Consider the following 20,139-nt stretch of genomic DNA (forward strand, 5'->3'; position numbering starts at 1 on the left):
TGGCCGCACGAACCGACAAGACAAGCTCGCGACCGCCTACCAGGCCGCGCTCCACCTCGCGGGCATCCTCATTCCGGACCCGACGCTGACCGGAGAGACAGAACCCAGCGCTTGCCGGCGTCCGGCTTGTACCCGTACCCGGGCGGCGGGCCCACGCGCGCTGCCTGCCCCCCTCAAAGCGCCAGTCCGCTGAGGGAGTTTGCGCTACTCTCGCGGAGCCGTCCAAAACGGTGTTCCATGCGACAACAGCGGTGAGGAGTAGCGTGCAGCATTCCGTCCTCAGTCTGGTGGGTTCCGGCTGCTTCGGCCTGGTCGTCGGGTGGATCGCCTATCGGACCCTGCGGCGCTCCGAGGGGTCGCACATCTCCGACCTGGTCACCGTAGTTGCCGCACTGGGTGGCGGTGTAGTGGTCAATACGCAGTTCCCGGAACCGGATCTGTTCGCCTGTTACGCGCTCGGGCTGGCTGTCGGCTTCTTCGGCTACCTGATCGTCGCCGGGTTGCTGAACCGTGCGGAGAGCAAGCGGAGGGCCGCCCAGCCGGCGCCACAGCCGGAGGGGGCCGCGGGAGGTTCCCCCTCACTGCCGCAGCAGTCCGAAGTACCCAGCGTCAGCTCCTTCATGGGCGACTGAGTCTCAGGTCGGCGCAGCAGTAAGCCGTGTACGCGAGTCCCAGCAGATTGCCCTTGCCGAGCAGTTGCGCCCGCACGCGGTGCAGTGACTCGCCCACTGTCAGCCCTTCCAGGAAATGACGCCAGAACGACTGGGCCACCTCGCTCGCGAAGTTCTGGCCGACCGGGATCTCCGTGCCGATGATCCCGGAAGCACCCAGGTTGCTGAACACGTCGACGAAGGAGAGCCAGGTGCCCGGGTTGTCGTCGGTCGTGTGACAGCCGTTGAGGAAGACGAGCGGGGCATTCTCCTCCCAGTCCCGCCACCCCTTCGTCTCGGTCACGTCACGCGCCCCGGTCACGCCGGCCGCCTCGGTCATCCGGGCCGAGATGTCAGCGGGTTTGACGAGTTGTCCGTGCCCGACCTCCAGGACCGTGGCACCCGTGCGGTCAGCGGCATCCTTCTCTCTGCGGCCGTGGCAGTAGAAGTACACACAGTCCTGGTCGGCACCGAAGAGCTCATCCAGCAGGGTCGTGCGAGAGTCGCAGTCCCGCACATTGTCCGCACCGAACTGCTCCCTCAGGGACGTCATGTGCCGCTCCGCCAGGTCTGCGCGCGGCAGAGTGAGAGCGCGCCCGACAGTCACGTGCGGCTTGCCCAGGCCACGTCCGGCCCGTAGTGGCAACGTGCCTCGGTCCTTTCGCGAGGTGGGCTGCTCGATCGCATGCCGGAAGCCCCAGAAGCCGTACGGGCAGACGGTGTTGCGAGTGTGCCGCGCCGAGTCCCGGCACGCTCGTCCGGTGCCGTCGTCGTGACGGGCCTGCTCCAGGCCCGCTTCGCAGAACGCAGGGCTGTCGCCGGTGTCGACAGGGATGTCGTAGACAAGGGCCCAGGGAAACATCAGCGGCTGCCCCTGTTGCCGGCAGATCTGGACGGTCGCGGGCTCCCGCAGTCGGTCGCGCAGTGCTGCCCGCTGCGCGGGCACCGGCGCGAGCAGATGGAGCAGGTCCCAGCCCACGGCGGCCAGCCGCCACAGATCGTCCCGGAACTCCGCGTCGCTCTTGGCGTTGTCCGCACCGAGCCTGTCCCGGGGCGGGATCCCCTGGTCACCGGGCTTCTCCGGAGGAACCGCGCGGGTGGCGTGCACATCGGTGAGGACGGCACGGGCCCGGGAGAGGGCACCCTCGATCTGTGCCTCGGTCAGCCAGAAGGTACTGACCGGGCGGTCCCCTCCGTCGACGTCCACGACCAGGGCCCCGTCGAATCCGCGGGAGACCCTGATGGCCGCGTCACGGCTCGGCAGGGTGTCCAGGCCGAGGAAACCAGAGATCAGCGTGAAGTCGACCTCGCCCCGCAGTGAGCCGCCCGTGGGCTCCTCCCGCTCCCCCACGCGCGCGAGGACGGTCGCGGACTGGAGCAGGTTGCCCCGGTACGACACGGTGACCCGCAGGCTCGCCTCAGAGCGTGGCCCGGCGGGCGCCGTGACCGGGATCCACAAGTACTTGCCGCGATGCTCGGACCGACACACGTGCCGACCGCCGGGCGGGCAGGGGCAGACATAAGCACCCCCGTCGAGCGGCAGGAACATCGCGTGGCGCCGGTCCGGCACCAGGAAGTCCTCGCTCAGCGCGTTGATCTGAAGCCAGTCGCCCTGCGCACCGCTGTCCACGTGCGGCAGTGCGTCCTCCGGGAACGGCTGCGCGCTCTCCCACAGCAGACTGTCCTGAGTGAGGTTTCCGATGTCCAGCCGCAGGTGGTATCGGGCACCCGCCCCGAGCAGCCAGTCATGGGCCACCACCTGCTGGGAGATCGGCCACGTCAGGCAGAGGTTGAGGTAACGGTCGTCAGGAGGCGCGGCGGCCGACCGGTCCTGGGTGACGGGCGGCTCGTCGGTGTCCGGCTGCGGCAGTGCCTGTACGGGCACGCCGCGCTCGTTCGTCCCACGCTCGGCCAGGTACTTCCTCAGCATCCGTTTCACGCCGGCGTTGTTGCGCCGTATCTCCTGCAGCCGTACCTGGAACGTCTGCTCGTCGGCGATGTCCTCCGCCAATAGGGCCAGCAGTGCTTCTCGGGAGGGCTGGTCCAGCTCGTCCCACAGCGGTGAGGTGCAAAGCCGTCGCAGTTCCTCCTTCCCGATCGCGGCGTTCACCATGAGGGCCTTTCGACTGGGGCCAGACAACCCTGAGGGATAATTGTGCACGCCGCGCACTGATGAGCCGGGATTCAGCAGGCGGAGAGGGGCGGACGGTGACGACGCCGCGGGAAGTACTGGTCGAATTGTCATGGACGACCAAAACGGAGCTACGCGCGGCGCTTCTGTCTCCCGAGGGCCTCCCCGGCACCGAGGCCGAGAGCTTCCGGTTCATGGACGAGGACGACGTCGAAGCGCTCCTGATCCTGCAGGACGCCCTCGCGCTGGAGGATCTGTCGGACGCGGTACTGCCGAAGGCCGTGCGGCGTCACCTCAGTCGTGAAATGACCCTCCTCGCGGACGGCCAGAAGGTGCGGCTGAGAGTCCGTCTCCTCACCGGACCGGAAGACACGGTTCGGTTGGCTGCTCTTCCGCTGGAACGGGTCTGTGTACCCGAGGCGCACGCCGTCGACGCGACCGAGGCGTGGCAGAACTGGGTCGAGCACGGTCACGGCGTCGTGGGCGTCCCGAAGACCTCTCTGCGTGAGCACCCGCACATCTCCCTGGTCCGTGAAGTCCTCCCACGACGCACCATGCCTTCGGCCGTCGTGGAAGGCCTCAACGATGTCATCGTGGTCGCCGGCGCCGCTTCCGTCCAGGGGGAGATCACCACCAGGCCGGGCACGACGCGACACGTGGCGGGTCCGGGGCCGCTGACGTACGGAAGCGAGGATCGCGACCGGATCGTGGCGGTCCTGGACGGCAGCCGGTTCCGGACCCGGCCGTTGGACCCCGCGCCGGCGGACACCGCGGCGATCCACCGGGACCTGGCCGGTGGGCCGCTCGCCTTTTACTTCGGCGGACATCATGTCGACGGCGGACTCGTCGTCGCGCGCGAGCCGGGATCCAGGGCCGCGCACTGGCTGGACGGCGACACACTCGCGGCGTGGCTGGTGGACGAAATGGTCCCGCTGGCCGTCCTGATGGCGTGCGACTCGGCGTCGCCGGCCCCTGACGACGAGGGGCGCCATGAGGCGTCGCTGGCCGAACGGCTCGCGCTGGCCGGGGTGCCGTACGTGGTGGCGGTGGACGGCAAGGTCCGGGACGGTCAGGCGGGCGACTTCGCCGGCCGGTTCTTCGCGGCCCTGGTCAACGGTGTCGACGTGGACTTGGCCGTGCTGGAGGGTGCCAAGGCCTTCGAGGGGACCAGCGTTCACCCGGTGCTGTTCACCTCCCGGGCCGGAGCCCCGCTCAGACTGGGCACACCGGCCCCCCGGGAGGCGGCGTCGATGTCCTCGGCGGCGCACCGCGTGCCCACGGGCGTCGCCGACCGGATCGACGAACGTTTCCGCGTCTGTCTCAAGGCGGAGCTCTGCCTGCGGGAAAGCGCCTTCACCTCGGTGCTCGCCGATCCCTCGGGCGACAACCTCGCGGACCTGCTCAACCGTACGGAACAAGAGCTGTGGCGGACGAGAGTCGAGCGGAAGGAGCCCTTGGACGGTAAGCGGCTCCTCTGGTACACGTACGGGTCGCCGCGGAATCTGCCCGACCTGACCCCGGAGTCACTGCGGCTGGCCCTCTCCCCGGCCTACGTTCCCGAGCGGCCCATGGGGCTGGTGATCCGCCGACCGGCTTCCTTTCCCGCCGGCCTGGACTGGACCGGCCACGTCCGAGAACTACGGCGTCTGCTCCCGGGGTTGCGCGGCGTGGTCCTCCAGGTCCACAACGGCTCCCTCCCGGCCACACGGCGTACGGCGCAGCGCATCGCCGAGGAACTGGGTGAGGGCGAGTACCTGGTTCGGGCCCTGGAACACCCCGACGCCTCCGATCCGGACCTGTTCGGCGCCGCACTGGCCGAGGCCCTGAGGGCCACCGGGACGACGCCGCCCACGGGGCTGTCCGACGCCTCCACCGTCATCGCGTACCTGAATGGCGCCGGCTCGCCCTGGGGCGACCTCACCGCCGAGGCCGGGGTGCTGCGGGCCGTACGGGCCAGGCAGCCGGACATCGGGGACGAACTGCTGCGCGCTCATGCCGTCGACCGGTCCGACCCGGCACGCTGGGCTTCGCTGTGGGCGACCGAGGGCGACGACGCGGCCACCCGGGCGTGGCTGCGGACGGCCCACCGGGCCGGCCGCCTGCCGCGGCCCGAAGCGTTCCGGGGCGTCGCCCTCACTCCGACGATGGTCGACACGGTCGTCCTGGGCCTTCTGCACACCGGTCTGCACACCGACGACGCGTTCCGCGCGTGGCTCGAGGAGCAGCAGCCGTCCGACGCGGTCACCGCCGCGGCGAGAGTGGCGGCACGCGGGGAGGAGCCCGTGGTGCGCGCCCAGGACCTGGCAAGTCCTGAGCACGCCGTGGCACTGGACCGAGCCGGGCTGTTGTCCGGCTCGGACTTCACCGAGCTGGATCCTCTGGGGCAACGGCTCGGCAGCTGGACCCTGCTGATGCGTCTTCCTCTGAGCACCTCCCGCATGACCTGGGTGCTCGATCGCTCACCGGCCCGCCGCTCGCTCGTCGGTCTGGCAAGCAAGTTCCCCAGCGGTGTACCGGACTACGACCTCCAGGACGAACTGCACGATCTGCGGGGAGCGTTGCGGCCTTCACTGTTCATCCCCCCGAGGGGTCCTGGACTTGACCATCGGCCGCGTGCGCGCCTCCGGCGACCGACGGTCCGCCCTTGTGCGGACATGGGGTGAATCGGAGATGTCCGTTGGAGCACGTGATGAACCTGATGACCCGATAGACTGCGTGATCCGCGGCACACCTTGATCGCTGTGTTGCGTGTGGGTGCGTGCCGCACCGCGGGGGACGGCGGACAGTGCGCCGGACAACAGGGAAGGACCGCAGTGCTCGAAAACTGGTACTTCTGTTCGGCTCTGAGCCTGCCGCCACGTGCGGCCTCGGACTACCTCGACGTCGTCACCGCCCTGCGGGAGCCCGTCGAACAGCCCGGTTCCGGCGAACTGGTCTGTGCCGCCCTCGAATGGCTGGCCGGCTCGGACACTCCGCTCGCGGTGTACGCACTGCCTCATGTGCTCAGGGCGCACCAGGTGTTCCTGGCCGAGCACGAGCGCTACGAGACGGAGGACGCTCCGGCGGAGCACCGGCGCTGCGTCTGTGTCCGAGAGCTGACCGGACGGACCGGTGTCCTGTACCGGAGTGTCGCGGAGGTACTGCCGCAGGAGCTGCGGCCACTGGTCACCGCCGTGCTCCAAGCCGTCGGTACGGGAGACCCGGAGGCGGTACGGCTGCTGGGCAAGGTGCTGGACGGGCCCGCCGTGGTCGCGGCCGCCACCGCCGACGAGCCGTCGCCTCCTTACCACGACCTCCTGGACCATCTGCTGCCCTCCGTCCTGCTGGCAGCCGCCCGTGCGTTGACGGGCGTGCGCCGGGACGCCCTCGGTGAGCTCCTGGACGAGTTCCCGGTGCTCCTCGACGGTGCCCTGCGCGGCAGGTACGGCAGGCTGGCGCTGCTGCAGGCGACGGAACTTGCCGCCGCGTTGCGACCGGAGGACACCACGGCCCTCATCGACCGGTTGGCGCGAGCCGTGGGCGGCTCCTTCGACATGGAACCCGACGTCCTGGCCACGGCCGCCCGGGTGGTCTTCCGCTCCACCGGAGAGACCGACGACGACGTGTGGGACCGGCTCGTGACGGAGGCGGCCACGGGAGCCGAGCTGGGCCGCTGGACGGCCCGGAGGCGACCGACGGGCGTTCCGGGTGACGGCACCCCCGACGGAAGCCGCCGGGTACTGGCGTACGCCCGGCTCGGCGGCACCGGGAACCACCGCTACTCGCCGATGCCGGGAGTGCTCTGGCAAGCGGCCCTGTACGAGCGTGCCGCCGAGCTCGACGCCGGCCGAGCCGCACGATGGCTCGAGCGTTACTGGCAGGCACCGGATGGTCTGCCGCCCCAGCGGCAGATGCGAGTGACCGTCCCTCACGGCGACGACTACGCACACGCGCAGCTTCACGTAGGACGGCTGCTGCGGTTGCGCGGCCACGACGGGCGCCTGCCGGTGCTCTACCTGACCGACGGTCCCGCCGAGGCCACCGATCCGGCGACGGCTGCCCAGGTGTGGTCGCCGTGGATCCTTTCGCCGCCCGGTGAACCGAAGCAGTTCCGCGCCACTCCCGAACAGATGGTCCGACTGCTTGCCGCCGGCTCCCTGGCCGTGCGCCTGCTGTCCGCCAGGTCTCCGCGCGAAGCTCGGGTAACCGGGCGGGTCCCCGACTTCCTGCTGCTCCTGCTGACGCATGTCCGTGACATCCTCGGCACCCGCCACCGGACCCTCATGAAGGAGCTGACCGACGGCCACGGGGACGGAAGCACCGGCCAGGGGCAGAGGGAGGCCGGGGCGCCCAGGAGTCCCGCGGTGTTGTCGGCGCCCGTACGCCGTCTCGGGGCATTCATGCTCCATCAGATCCAGCAGGTGGACGCCGTCGGCACCGGCAAGCGGCCCGGCGTGCACCCTGGCGAGGTGGTGCGGCTGGTGGCCGGGGTGCACGCCTGGGACACGCAGGAGCGGAAGCCGCCCGCGCCGGTCCGATCGCTGGTCAGGTCCCGTACCGCGCTCGGAATCGGGCTCAGCTGGCTCCAGGAGGCCGCGGCCGGAGGCACCCGGCCGCACCGGACGGAGGGCAGCGGCCGATGGTTCACCACCCCGGACGGCACGGTGGCCCCGGCACGTGCACTGCTCGAGTTCGCCTCGGGCCTCGGGGACCAGCCGCACCGGAGCACTTCCGTCCAGGCGGCACTGCTGTGGCGTGAGATCTATCCGGGAGAGTCCGCCTACGCGCTGCGCTGGGACTGGGTGGGGGGCAGGCCGGAGTACGCCGACCCGAGTGCGGCGGCCGCACTGCACTACCGCAGGCTCTTGCTGAGCGCGCCCAAGGACCCGGGCCGGGACGCCTTCTCGGTGGCCGATTGGGCCGGCATGGGCGAGGAACTGGAGAGGGACGTCTCCGACGACTACGGCATCATTCCGGTGACCGTGCGGACCCTCAGGCTGACGGCGCTGCTCCGCGAGCCGGACCTGGGGGACGCGGAGGCGTACGGGGACTGGGTGACATCCTGGTCGCTGCTGGTCCGGTCCCTCAACCTGCCCCAACACCTGCCTCGTTGGGTGCGCGGCCGCATGTTCGACATGTTCGCGTCCCCCGTCTCGGGGAAGGGGTCGCACGACCGTGTGCTGCGCGTCCTGGAGCAGGTCGTCGACACGGTCATCGATCTGAGTTCCAAGGCTCCGTTCTACTACGACCGGCTGTTCGAAGTGCTCGGCGACGGCATGCACTTGGCTCCTACGAGCGCCAACCGTCTGCGACAGCGGGCGCTGCGGTCGCTGTACGTCCGCTGGGGGCCCTGGGGTCTGACGACCTCGGCCGGCAACCCCTTCGACGTCTGCGGTGACCGTGCCTCGCTGCGCGGTACCGAGGCCGCCCTGGTCGAATTCCTGCGCAACACGTCCCACCGTATGCTGGAGGCCCGCGAGCTGCCGTTGGCCACCGGCATGAACAAGTTGTGGCGGGACGCCCACGCACCGGCCCTCACTCCGGCCCAACGGGTGGAGCCCGGTGCCTCCGACGGGGAGTCGTGGCTGGTCCGGGCCGGTACCGTCGACCGTCGCGCCGGGGAGACGATCCTGTACCAGCCCGGTGTCGTGATCGACGCGCGGATGGAGGGACGCAACCGCGTGCCGGTGCACAACCTCTTCCTGCCCGACGCGCCCCGCCCGGAAGAGGGCATGTACGTTCTCGGGCTCGTCACCGCCAAGGACGGCAGCACGACGGGTTCCCGGCAAAAGCTGTGGATCAACTTCGGGCAGCGGTTTCCCGTGCCCGCGCTGGTGCCCGAGTACCTGGCCCGACGTCGACGGGTAGGCGATGCCGTGGCCGTCCTGCTCACCGCGGACGGAGCCCGGCTGCACGGTGACCGCGTCGTCGCGCTGGCCCGCAGGCCCCCCGAGGACGGGGAGATCCGGACGGCGGAACTGAGCGTGGTCGACCGCTTCCCCGGGCTGGAACTGTCCGTCCACGGCGTGGACGAGGACGGCTATCCGCGAGGAACGCATCCCAACGACATCGCGGCGCGGCGCCGCTGGGATCCCGACCTGTCCCGGACCCACTCGTCCTCCGCCGGTACCGGTCTGCCCTGCGACACCCTGGCCCGGTGGGACAAGACGCTCGGCCACTGGGTGCCGGTGGACGCCGGGCCTCCCGAACTCGCCGTGGCGCCGGGCGTCGACGAGGCCGACACCGGGCAGCGTTCCGAGCGGACGACGCTGCGGCTGGTGCTCGAGGGGCCGGCGACCGACCGCACGGGATTCGGCCCTGCCTGGCGGTTCGTCACCACACCGGGTCGTGCCTATGTCCTGGGTCCCTCCGCCTGGGATGCGGCGGACTGGCAGAAGCTGGACGAGGCCTGCTCGGCCGGACGTGCCGGGCTGATCGTGCACGCCTCCTACGAACCAGGGCACGGACGGCTCACCCTGCGCGAACCGGCACCCGGCCAGAGCCCGTTCGACGACCGCAACGCCCGCTGGCTGGAGCTCTTCGACGCCTCCCCCGCGCAGGCACCGTCCAGCGGACCTGCCGAGGACGAACACGACGACGACCAGACCGACATCCCCGTCCAGGAGCTCTACCTCGAGGCGCAACGGCACGACGCCGACGGTGACGGCGGCTCCTGGACCATCGACGTCCCGGCCGTCGCCGGCTTCCCCACCCGGATCAAGGTCAACCTCATCGGCCGGGTGCGGCGTAAGCGTGCGCTGTGCAGCATCGACCACTGGGGAGAGCCACAGGCCCGAGGCCGTCTGGCCGTCGCCCGGGCGATGGACGAGTCGGGAGTCAGGGAGAAGGAGCGCTCTCCCGAGGCCTACGACCGGCTAGCCCGGTTGCGCGAGGGCATGGTGGTCGAACTGGTCCGGCAGTTGACCAGGAAGCCGGAGGACACGGACTGCCTGGTGATGCTGTCGTCCGGGCTGACCGGCTGGGCGGCCACCGAATCACTCACGCTGACCGGCGAGTTTCCCGTGATTTCGGAGACCACGCGTCGGCGCGCGATCGTCGTTCAGGACAATCACGCCCCGCGTCCGCAGCCACAGCGCGTCCCGGATGCCTACGACGACCTCGGCCAGGCGTGCACGGGCCTCACCGACCCGGCCCGCCTGGAGCGGACAGCCGCACTGCCAGGTCTGGTCCTCGGCCGCATGTACAATACCGACAACGCCCTGACGATGTTGCGTGTCTGGCTCCGTCTCGATGATGAGGTCATCGAGGCCGTCGTCCCGGCCCTGTGCTTCGACCAGGCATCGCCCTCGGTGGGCGACCATCTGACGGCCGTCCGGACACCGGACGGCTGGGTCTTCTCCATCCTCCGGCGCCGGCTTCGGCTGCGCGCGCTGTGGGAATGGGCGGACGACCTACCCGACAACACGTGGCACACCGTGGGTGTCGTCTCCGACCGCGGCGAGAACTACGGCAACACCGTCTCCCAGCACCCCTCGCTCGCCCGGCTTGCGCTGAGCCGTGCCCTGGAGGCCGGCCGGCAGCAGCCCGAGCGGGCCAGGGCGAGGCGCCTGCACCGGGGCAGAGTCCTGGTGGAACTGGACGGACGCTCGTTGGTGGGCACCATGAGCGGTTTCTACCTCGACGCCACTGCGCAGCCCGTCCACGTGGACCAGGTCCTGGTGCACACCCTGAGCGTCGACACGACCCCCGCATCGCGACGACAGGGCGATCGGCCGCGTTATACCGACGTGCAACGCCGGTTCGTGCTGTCACCGGCCACTCTGCGCTCCCGGCCGGATCGGAACCGGCGGACCGCGGACCCCGCGGTCGAATGGGCCCGTTTCCTGGCGCGCCGCGACCGGACCCTGGAGGGCCCGAAGGTGCGGGGACGCCTCCACCTCGATGTACTGGCTCCCGACGCCAATGGCACCTACCAGACATGGCTGGACCCGGACGACGGCCCGCAGACCTTCGTCGGCGGACGCGGCTACTCCGAGCATCTGGTCCGGGCCGCCCCGGTGCCGTACGGGCGGGGATACCGCTACTCGCACCTGCGGGCCGCCCCGCTGACGGTGGCCGAGTTCGTCGAGAAGGTCGCCCCCCGCGCCCGCACGGATGGAAGCCGCTGTCCGATCGAACACGACCGCCGCCCCTACTACGTCGGGTTCGAAGAAACCGACGCCGGACCGATGCACCGCTTTGAGTGGGGGTACGGATGGTTCGCCGATGTGCCGCACGCGGCCCTCACCGTCGGAGGCGCGCCGGTGGACCCCGCAGCGCTGACGCTCTTCCACGGTGACCGGATCGACGCCGTCTCGTTGACCGCCGCGGCCGAGGAAGAGGTACCGGGCGGGCTGAGGGTGTCGATCGCGCTGCGGGACATCCGCAAGAGCGTCGAGTACCAGATCCACCAGGAGGCCGCGCACGACGTGGTCCACCTGCTGGACCTGGAGATCGACCACGCCACCGGACGGGTGGCGGTGCTCCGTGTGTACACCCGCAGCCGGGGGGTCGACCGCCACGGCGCCGACGACCATGTGGAAGGGCGCTCGGTACGGGCCCTCCTCCACCCGGACGACGTCGCCCGGCTGCTGGCGGCCGTCCCCCGGGACACGTCCCGACAGCGCGTCCTCGGCCGTGCCACGGTGGGGGAAGGACCCGCCCGCGGTCGCGTCCACCACTTCCGCCTGGTGCCCCCGAAGGCCGCGCCGGACGACCAGACCCCCGGCCTGCGGGCGGGCGACCGGCTTTACATGGAGGCCGGCCGGATCCAGCCGACGGCCAACGACTACCTGCTTCGCTTCGATCTGCCCCCGGGGGTGGTCGAACCGGGCGCCCCGGACGCGGCCCCCGACCGGGCCCCGTTCCACGTCATCGTCACCCGCCGGTACTTCTCCCACCGGGAAGGCGTCCTGCGGCGCGCGGCGGAGACCGACGGGCTGGGCGCCTACGAGGGCCAGGCCAAGATGCTGGTGGAACTCCTGCGTCCGTCGCCCGACAAGGAAAACCGCTGGCAGGGATCCACCAAGTCTCCGCTGCCCCGGCCGCTGGACGTGCTGCGAAGCTACCTGAACAGCCGGTCGGGTGGCTGTTTCGGCGTCGTCGACCCGGCGGGCCAATGTGTCGAGGTGCGGCCCGGCGTCGTCTTCCCCATGGCCGACCTGCACAGGGGACCCGGCATCACACCACGGTCGGTGGTCCGGTTGGACCTGGCAGACACCGGGCTGGTGAACGTCGTCCTGGCCATCCCCGCCGACGACGCCTACCTCAGCGACCGGCCCCGCCCGGTGGTCGTCTTTCCCAAGGACAACCTGAAGACGAAGGACGACCTGCGCCGCGCCGACGAGCCGGGGCGGTTCACCCTCGCAGGGCTCCCGGGGATCAGCGCCACCTCCCGCAAGGGCTTCGGCAAGGTTCTGCTGCAGACCCGCCATCCCCGGATCGCCGCTGTCCGGCGGGAGGAGCAGCCCAGGGGCGGACCGATGGACCGGGTGGTGCCGCTGGACCACTCGGAGGCGGGAACCCTCGCCTTCGATCCCAGCGATGTCGTGGGCGGTGTGCGCCGCGAGCGGCTGGCACCAGCCGGTACGGAACTGGCCACCGCACAGGCGCCGATGGCGTGGGCCCAGCTGTCGTTCATGGACGACAGCGCGCAGCGCATCGCGCAGGCCTGCGCCCGGCACGGGTGGACCTACCACGACAGCCGCACCCGTGAGTGGGTGCCCGGCGAGGACAAGCCCCGGACACGCCGGCTTCCGGCGCGGGCCCGTTCGATCAACGAGCCCGTGTTCTTCTCCCGCAACTCCGCCGGCTGGACCCTGCGGCACGAGAGCGAGGCGCTGCAACGGTTCGGTTTTCCGGCCACCGAGCTCTTGGAGGAGCCGACCGACGACATCGCCGAGGGGCGACGCCGCTCCTGGGCCGTCGCCCATGCCAATCGGCGCAGCGTCTGGCTGGAACTGGCCCCGGGCCGCGTCTCGGAAGTGCGCCGCGAACTGGTGCGGTTCGCCGACGGCCACTCGCTGGCCGACCTCGACTGGTCGCTGTTCAGCCCGGGCGACCTGGTCTACGGCCGGGTCGAAGGAGGGGTCAACGAGTGCGGCCACCTGGTGCTGGACGACTGGCGGCCGGGGCTGCGCGGAGCGATGGCGGCATCGTCCGCACGTCGCATGCTGCTGCCGGTCGCCCTCCGGGACGAGGAAGCCGGCGCCCTCTATCTGGGTGAGGGACGTGGCACCATGTTGTACCCGGCCGACCAGACCGTACTGGACGCCCATCAGGTCGAGAGCGCGGTGTGGCTGGACCGGGCCAACCGGCTCAGCGCCGCCGAGCCCGGCAGCGTCGCGGTGAACGACGTGGTCTTCCTGGCCCTGGATCGGGAGCACGGCCTGCGGGTCTGCGGACTGCCGAGGGCACGGGTCGAACTGGCTGCGGAGAGTGACACCGACGCCTGGTTCGGTTGCGGCTGGTTGCGCACCGAACTGATGCGGGCGCGGCAGGGCGGGGCGGGTCTGCTGAACCAGTTGGATGTCCTGCCCGTCACCGTCGAGCAGGTCGTCACCGGGCCGGAAACCGTGGTGACGGTCTCCCGTCGCGCGCAGCCCCGTAGCATCTGGCCCCAGGGGGCGGTGCTGGTCCAGCCGGTAGCCGACCTCGGCCGCGGCAACGTGGCGGTGCGTTCGGGAAGCGCGCTGTTCCGAGTACACATCCGGCAGCTCGTGCCCGGCCTCCCCGAGCACGGCACGCCGATCCAGGCGGCTTCCCGGGCGCTGGTCGGCACCCGGGAGTACGTCAGGCTGCACTGGAACAAGGCCGAGAAACTGCTGTCGTGCGGGATCCCGGGCAGGCGTGAGGCCGACGGGGCCGGGGGCGGTGAGGAGATCGTCGTCCGGCCCTGGCTGCGGGTCAACAACGAGGAGGACCGCGTGCTCGGCGTAGTCTGCCGCGACATCCGTACGCAGCGTCCCCACTGGCTGCCCGTCGGGGAAGCGGCGTGGACCGGTGGTCTTCGTGGCGCGACGCTCTTCGACCATCTGCGGGGCATCCGGCGGCTCACCGTACTGCGGGACGGCCCCGGAACCGTCAGCCTGAGCCGGCTTCCGCTGGTGGAGCGTGAGTTCCACAACCTGACGCCGGGACGCCTGCTGCCGGTGCGTGTGGTCACCAGGTCCCCGGCGGAAACGTCCTCCGGCGAGACCGCCTCCTGCCTCGTGTCCGTGGAACCGCTCGGCGTACTCGCCGCCTACTCCCCGGCAGATGTACATGCCGAACTGGCCGAGGAGTCCCTCGTGGCTGAGGTGGCCCGAGTGAGGCGGGACCGGAGGGGAGGACGGTTCGTGACTCTGGTCAAACCGGGCAGCCGGCACACCGTCATGGACCTTCCCCGATGGACGTCCGAGGCTCTGGTCAAGCTCCGGCTGCCGGACTTCCGCCAGGCTCCGCGGCCCGTGGCCGACCTCGTTCCCGCCCGGTTCGCGGCGTACTGGCGGAGCTACGAGGAGGGACAGGCCGGCAAGCTGACGGCCGAGGCGGCGGAGTCCGAGGCATGCCAGGTCATGCGCGCCCGCGGATTGCTCCTCTCAGCCGACGGCGCCGACCGGGCCGAGGTCCAGGGCTTCGCCGTGCGTGCGGTGACGGGCTGGCTCGGCAGCATCGAGGGCCAAGCGGTCCTGCACCACGACAGGAGGAGCGTGGACCTGGCCCCCGCTCTCGCCGCGTGCGCCATCGGCTCACTGGCAGTCAAGAAGTCTTGGCCGGTACGTCCGTCGCTTCCCGACGACTGGCCCGTCTTCCTGCTCCAGAAGATCGGTCTGCGGGCCCTCGGTTCGCTTCACACCGAGGCCTTGGTCACCCAATGGCTGACGCGACAGGACCGCCAGCAGGAGTCCGGCGGGTTGTGGCGGCGGCTGCGATCCATCGAGCTGGGTCCCGAACTGACCGACGCCCAGATGGAATCACTGGAGAGGTTCGCGCAGGCGCTGACCGGGCTGGCCACTGCGGACGGGGACTCGCACCCGGCCGCTCCGGTGGCCCGAGGTCTGGTCGCGGCGTGCGGCGGTCTGCCGGACGCCGACGCCCTCCTCAACGACGCCGTCATCCTCCGTCCGCTGGCCGACCTCGGCCGGAGCCTTCGTCCCGCCGCCGACGCAGCCGCAGCCCAGCGCTTTCTGCTGGACAGGCAGGTCTCCGTCCTGAACACCGCGCTGCTGAAGATCACCAGGAACAAGGTGCCGTTGACGCTGCTCCCTCCCCTGTACCCGCCCACCGCGATGAGCCAGAAGTACGCACTGAGCCTACGGTCAGCCCTCCGGAACGAGGCCGGCCCTCCGGCATGAGGCGTCCCGGGTGACAGCCGGGCCAAACGCTGCCCGTGACGAGGAACGGAGCATGGGCGACCACCGTGCCGGACGAGCTTGCGCGGACACCGTCACGACGATTCATGGCCCAGCGGCCAGAAGACGGCCACGCGTGATCAAGGTGATCACTGCGGCCGGAATCGGAGGCCGCAGTGCCGCCACACGCCTCAGCCGAGGAAGCTCAGCCGGACCTTCCGGTCGGGGTTGTCCCTGTTCGTGTCGACCAGGCACACCGACTGCCAGGTGCCCAGCTCCAGCCGTCCGCCGATCACCGGCAGCGTGGCGTGGGGCGGGACGAGGGCCGGCAGGACGTGGTCGCGGCCGTGGCCGGGGCTGCCGTGGCGGTGCTGCCAGCGGTCGTCGGCGGGCAGCAGGGTGTGCAGGGCGGCCAGGAGGTCGTCGTCGCTGCCGGCGCCGGTCTCGATGACGGCGATGCCGGCCGTGGCGTGCGGCACGAAGACGTTCAGCAGGCCGTCGCGGCCGGCCGCCGCCTCCCGCAGGAAGGACTCGCAGTCGCCGGTGATGTCGACGACCCTTTCCGAGGAGCCGGTGGCGACGGTCAGGACTCGGGTGGTGAAGGCATCTGACATGCCCTCCATCCTCACCCATGCGCCGGGTTCCTCCGGGATCCCGGCGGGAAGATCCACGGCCTCCGCACCGTTGGTGGAGACGTGAACGACATGCGTGAGGTCGAGGTGGTCGTCATAGGCGCGGGGCAGGCGGGACTGTCCAGCGCCCATCACCTGCGGCGGACCGGGTTCGAGCCGGACCGCGACTTCGTGGTGCTCGACCGCTCCCCCGGCCCGGGCGGCGCCTGGCAGTTCCGGTGGCCCTCGCTGACGTACGGCAAGGTGCACGGGATGCACGCGCTGCCCGGCATGGAACTCACGGACGCCGATCCGGCGCGGCCCTCCTCCGAGGTGATCTCCGCGTACTTCGAGCGCTACGAGCGCGCCTTCGACCTGCGGGTACGGCGTCCGGTGGACGTGCGGACCGTGCGGGAGGGGACCGGGGGGCGGCTCCTCGTGGAGACCTCGGACGGCACCTGGTCGACGCGGGCGCTGATCAACGCCACCGGCACCTGGGACCGGCCGTTCCGGCCGCGCTACCCGGGGCAGGAGACCTTCCTCGGCCGGCAGCTGCACACCGCGCAGTACCCCGGGCCCGAGGCGTTCGCCGGGCGGCGGGTGGTCGTGGTGGGCGGCGGCGCCTCGGGCACCCAGCACCTGCTGGAGATCGCGCCGTACGCGGCGGCCACCACCTGGGTGACCCGGCGGCCGCCGGTCTTCCGCGAGGGCCCCTTCGACGAGGAGGCGGGGCGGGCGGCCGTGGCGCTCGTCGAGGAGCGGGTACGGCGGGGGCTGCCGCCGCGCAGTGTCGTCTCGGTGACGGGACTGCCGCTGAACGACGCCGTCCGGCAGGGTCTCGCGGACGGCGTGCTCGACCGGCGGCCCATGTTCGACCGCGTCACGCCCGACGGCGTGGAGTGGGCGGACGGGGGGCACGTGGCGGCCGACGTCATCCTGTGGGCGACCGGGTTCCGTCCCGCCGTGGGCCATCTCGCCCCGCTGCGGCTGCGGGAACCGGGCGGCGGCATCCGTGTCGAGGGAACGCGCGCGGTGGCCGATCCCCGCGTCCACCTGGTCGGTTACGGCCCCTCGGCCAGCACCGTCGGCGCCAACCGGGCGGGGCGGGCGGCGGTGCGGGACATCAGGCGGCTGCCGGCGCCGGAGCGGGCCGCGGCGTGATGTCCGGCGCGGCTCACTTCCCGGGCCGTTCGCTGCTCCCGCGCTGCCGGGCGGCGGCCTCGGCGAGGTTGCGCCGGTGCTCCACGGGGTCGGCGGTGAAGCGGGTGTCGCCCGGCTTGACCGTGACGAAGTAGAGCCAGTCGCCCGGGGCCGGGTTGATCGCGGCGCGCATCGCGTCCTCGCCCGGGTTGTCGATCGGGGTCGGCGGCAGCCCCATGCGCTCGTAGGAGTTGTAGGGGCTGTCGACCTTGGTGTCGGGCGCCGTGGTGCGCAGGGTGGAGCGGCCCAGCGCGTAGTTGACGGTCGAGTCCATCTGGAGCGGCATCCCGCGCTCCAGCCGGTTGAAGATCACCCTGGCCACCTTGCCCATGTCGGCCTCGGTGGACGCCTCCGCCTGGACGATGCTCGCGACGATGACCGCCTGGTACACGTTCATGGCGTTGCGCTGTGCGCCCGCGGCGATCGGGGCCCCGTTGAACTTCTTGTCGGCGGTGTCGACCATCCGCGACAGCAGCTTCTCCGGGGTCGCCTTCTCCTCCAGCGGATACGTCGTCGGGAAGAGGTAGCCCTCCGGATTGCCCTCGGCCTCGTCCGGCAGTTTGAGGCGGGCCTTGACGACGGAGTTCTTGGTGGTGCCCGCGGGCAGTTCCAGGGCCTTGTCGATGGCCGTGTACACCTGGCTCGCGCGCCGGCCCTCCGGGATCACCAGGGTGGTGGGGCGGGGTTCGCCGTCGGTCCGCAGGATCAGCAGCGGCACCGCCACGGCGGTGCCGGCCACGACGGCCCCGGTCGCGACGAGGGTGAGACGGCCCCGGCGCGTCAGTCGGATCGAGCTCCGTGACGGAGTGTTCATCTGCATGCGGGCACGGTAACCCGCATATCGCCACAAACCCGGCATATTTTCATCTTGTCGGCTCCAGTTGGGCGTCCCGGCGCACGAGCGCCGCATAGCGCCCGCCCCGCTCCAGCAGTTCCTCGTGCGTGCCGCGCTCGACCGCGCGGCCGGAGTCGAGGACCACGATCTGGTCGGCGTCCCGCACGGTGGACAGCCGGTGGGCGATGGTGAGCGTGGTGCGATCGGCCGACAGCGCGTCGATGGCCGCCTGGACGGCGGCCTCGGTCCGGGTGTCCAGGGCGCTGGTGGCCTCGTCGAGCACCAGGACCGGCGGGTCGCGCAGGATGGTGCGGGCGATCGCCAGGCGCTGCTTCTCACCGCCGGAGAAACGGTGGCCGCGCTCCCCGACGACCGTGTCGTACCCGTCGGGCAGGGCGGCGATGTGGTCGTGGATCTGGGCCGCCCTCGCCGCCGCGTACAGCTCCTCGTCGGTGGCGTCGGGCTTGGCGAAGCGCAGGTTGTCGGCGACCGAGGCGTGGAAGAGGTAGGTCTCCTGGGAGACCACGCCCACCGCGCGGGCCAGGGTGTCGAAGTCGAGGTCGCGGACGTCGACCCCGTCGAGGGTGACCCGGCCGCCCGTGACGTCGTACAGCCTCGGCACGAGGTGACCGAGCGTGGACTTCCCGGCGCCGGTCGGACCGACGACGGCGAGGCTGCCGCCCGCGGGAACGGTGAGGTCGATGCCGTCGAGGACCGGATCGCTCCCGCCGTCGTAGCGGAAGGTGACGTTCTCGAAGCGGACCTCGCCCTTGACCCGGTCGAGGTGCACGGGGTCCTCGCGCTCGGTGATGTCGACCGGGAGGTCCAGGTACTCGAAGATGCGCTGGAAGAGCGCGAGCGAGGCCTGGATCTGGACGCCGGTGGACAGCAGGCTCACGGCCGGGCGGAACAGGCCCTGCTGGAGCGAGACGAAGGCGACGATCGTGCCGATGGAGACCTCCGGGCCACCCGTCTGCAGGGCGATGCCGGCGGTCCAGTAGATGACGGCCGGCATCGCGGCCATGACGATCGTGATGACCGCCATGCGCCAGCGGCCGGCCATGTTGGAACGCACCTCCAGGTCGACCAGGCGCTCGGACTCCTGCGCGAAGGCGCCGGTCAGGGAGTCGGAGCGGCCCATCGTGCGGCCGAGCAGGATGCCGCTGACCGACAGCGACTCGGTGACCGTGGCGGCCATGGCGGCCATCTGCTTCTGACGCCGGGTGGTGATCTTCCTGCGCTCGTCGCCCACGCGGCGGCTGATCCACACGAACACCGGCAGCAGGACGAGCGACACGGCGGTCAGCCGCCAGTCGAGCGCGAGCATCGCCACGACGGTGGCGACCACGCTGGTGAGGTTGGAGACGAGGGAGGTCGCCGTGGAGGTCACCGTGGCCTGCATGCCGCCGATGTCGTCGGCGATGCGGGACTGGACCTCGCCGGTGCGGGTGCGGGTGAAGAAGGCGAGCGACATGCGCTGGAGCCGGCCGTAGACGGCGGTGCGCAGGTCGTGCATGACGCGCTGGCCGACGGTCGTCGAGATCAGGGTCTGCAGCACGCCGAAGACGCTGGTGAGGACCGCGCTGAGGATCATGCCGAGCGCGAGCAGGCTGAGCAGCCCGGTGCGCCCCTCGGGGATCGCGACGTCGAGGATCGCCTTCAGCAGGAAGGGTGTGGCGACCGAGACCAGGGACGCGGCGCCGACGAGCAGGCCGACGATCGCGAGGCGGCCCCGGTAGGGGCGGAAGAGCTTCAGGATGCGCCGCACCTGCCGGGGCTGCCTCTCGGCACCGGCGGGCGGGGTCCAGGCGGGTTCGTGGTCGGGGTGCATGGTCTCCCTTCGGGACGGACGCCGGGCGGCCCGGGCGAACTGAGCCCAGCTCATTGTTACCTGTATTCACAATGAACGGCATCCTGATATTGTTCCCGCATGACCGTCCCCGATCCCGACGGCCTGCTGGCCGAGCAGCTGCTCCGGCTCACCCGCCGGGTGCACCGCATCCAGAAGCGTCATCTGGAACGGCGCGGGCTCGGTGTCACTCCTGCCCAGTCCCGTCTGCTGCGCACCCTCGCGCACTACGGTTCCCCTCCCCGCATGGCGGATCTGGCCGAGCGGCTGGAGGTGGTCCCCCGGGCCGTGACCACGCTGGTCGACGGGCTCGAGGCGAGCGGCAAGGTACGGCGCGTGCCGGATCCGGCCAACCGGCGGGTGATCCGCATCGAGCTCACCGGGGACGGGCACGCGGCGCTGCGGGAGCTGCGCGCCGCGCGCAGGGCCGCCGCGGAGGAGATCCTGGCCCCGCTGGCGGACGAACAGCGCGAGGTCCTGGGGGAACTGCTGGACGCCCTGATCGACGGGACGGCCGCCCCGCGGCCCGGTGGCGCATCCGGGTGACCCGCG

Annotated in this window: 9 protein-coding genes; 5 read left to right on the forward strand and 4 right to left on the reverse strand. The window is 71.2% G+C overall.

Annotation, left to right across the window (positions count from 1 at the left end; all coding sequences use genetic code 11):
- Window positions 1-263 precede the first annotated feature (263 nt).
- Window positions 264-632, forward strand: coding sequence for a hypothetical protein (locus tag GL259_RS06900; protein WP_159530180.1), 369 nt, complete (start codon window positions 264-266; stop codon window positions 630-632).
- Here GL259_RS06900 and GL259_RS06905 read toward each other — a convergent pair.
- Complete coding sequence (locus GL259_RS06905) at window positions 619-2,763, reverse strand: CHAT domain-containing protein (RefSeq protein WP_208026445.1); 2,145 nt, start codon at window positions 2,761-2,763, stop codon at window positions 619-621. The two genes, GL259_RS06900 and GL259_RS06905, sit on opposite strands and share 14 nt — an antisense overlap.
- A 212-nt stretch (window positions 2,764-2,975) precedes the next feature.
- On the opposite strand from GL259_RS06905, the gene GL259_RS06910 reads away from it, so the two are divergent.
- Window positions 2,976-5,444, forward strand: a complete 2,469-nt coding sequence (locus tag GL259_RS06910) for a CHAT domain-containing protein (RefSeq protein WP_159530184.1) — start codon at window positions 2,976-2,978, stop codon at window positions 5,442-5,444.
- Window positions 5,445-5,594: 150 nt separating this feature from the next.
- Window positions 5,595-15,095 carry a hypothetical protein gene (locus tag GL259_RS06915; protein ID WP_159530186.1) on the forward strand — a complete coding sequence of 3,167 codons (9,501 nt, stop codon included), beginning with the start codon at window positions 5,595-5,597 and terminating at the stop codon, window positions 15,093-15,095.
- 188 nt (window positions 15,096-15,283) lie between these two features.
- Here the strand turns inward: GL259_RS06915 and GL259_RS06920 are convergent, their stop codons facing one another.
- Window positions 15,284-15,706 (reverse strand): secondary thiamine-phosphate synthase enzyme YjbQ, encoded by a 423-nt coding sequence (locus GL259_RS06920; RefSeq protein ID WP_159530188.1) that lies wholly within the window; start codon window positions 15,704-15,706, stop codon window positions 15,284-15,286.
- Between the two features lie 90 nt (window positions 15,707-15,796).
- Between GL259_RS06920 and GL259_RS06925 the strand changes: the two genes are divergently transcribed.
- Complete coding sequence (locus GL259_RS06925; protein ID WP_159538438.1) at window positions 15,797-16,864, forward strand: NAD(P)-binding domain-containing protein; 1,068 nt, start codon at window positions 15,797-15,799, stop codon at window positions 16,862-16,864.
- A 13-nt stretch (window positions 16,865-16,877) separates the two neighbouring features.
- Here the strand turns inward: GL259_RS06925 and mltG are convergent, their stop codons facing one another.
- Both mltG and GL259_RS06935 read right to left on the reverse strand, forming a co-directional pair.
- On the reverse strand, window positions 16,878-17,723 hold the full coding sequence (gene mltG / locus GL259_RS06930) for an endolytic transglycosylase MltG (protein WP_159530190.1): 846 nt from the start codon (window positions 17,721-17,723) through the stop codon (window positions 16,878-16,880).
- Between the two features lie 43 nt (window positions 17,724-17,766).
- Window positions 17,767-19,569 (reverse strand): ABC transporter ATP-binding protein, encoded by a 1,803-nt coding sequence (locus GL259_RS06935; protein ID WP_159530192.1) that lies wholly within the window; start codon window positions 19,567-19,569, stop codon window positions 17,767-17,769.
- Between the two features lie 99 nt (window positions 19,570-19,668).
- On the opposite strand from GL259_RS06935, the gene GL259_RS06940 reads away from it, so the two are divergent.
- Window positions 19,669-20,133, forward strand: a complete 465-nt coding sequence (locus tag GL259_RS06940; protein WP_159530194.1) for a MarR family transcriptional regulator — start codon at window positions 19,669-19,671, stop codon at window positions 20,131-20,133.
- The last annotated feature ends 6 nt before the right edge of the window (window positions 20,134-20,139 follow it).

Origin of the sequence: Streptomyces sp. Tu 3180, assembly GCF_009852415.1 — a bacterium.
Taxonomy (GTDB): Bacteria; Actinomycetota; Actinomycetes; order Streptomycetales; family Streptomycetaceae; genus Streptomyces.